Annotated in this window: 1 protein-coding gene; it reads left to right on the top strand. The window is 54.8% G+C overall.

What is annotated here, in order from left to right:
- Positions 1 to 181: cold-shock protein (locus tag EE949_RS08270; protein ID WP_122663868.1), on the top strand; the 181-nt coding region annotated here is incomplete at its 5' end.
- Positions 182 to 279 lie beyond the last annotated feature (98 nt).

Below are 279 nucleotides of genomic sequence, written 5' to 3'. Positions count from 1 at the left end.
TTATTCGGCTATCCACATGGATGGATACAAAACACTCAAGGCGGGCCAGCCGGTCAGCTTCGAGATTACCCAGGGCCCGAAGGGTTTGCATGCAGTCAATATAACCACGGTCACGGCAGGCGTCAGCGCTGCGACCGAGGGTTCGAATGCAACCCAGAAAGCTTCAAATGTGCCAGCCTAGGGCGAACCACCACAAACGCCAGCCATAGGAGGCAGCCGGTTCTGAAGTGATTGAACCGGCTGTTTCTGATAGCTGGGGCGGTTTACATTTGCTCAATG

The sequence above is a fragment of the Pseudomonas viridiflava genome (assembly GCF_900602065.1).
Taxonomy (GTDB): Bacteria; Pseudomonadota; Gammaproteobacteria; order Pseudomonadales; family Pseudomonadaceae; genus Aquipseudomonas.
This window is presented reverse-complemented; position numbering and strand designations above follow the sequence as displayed.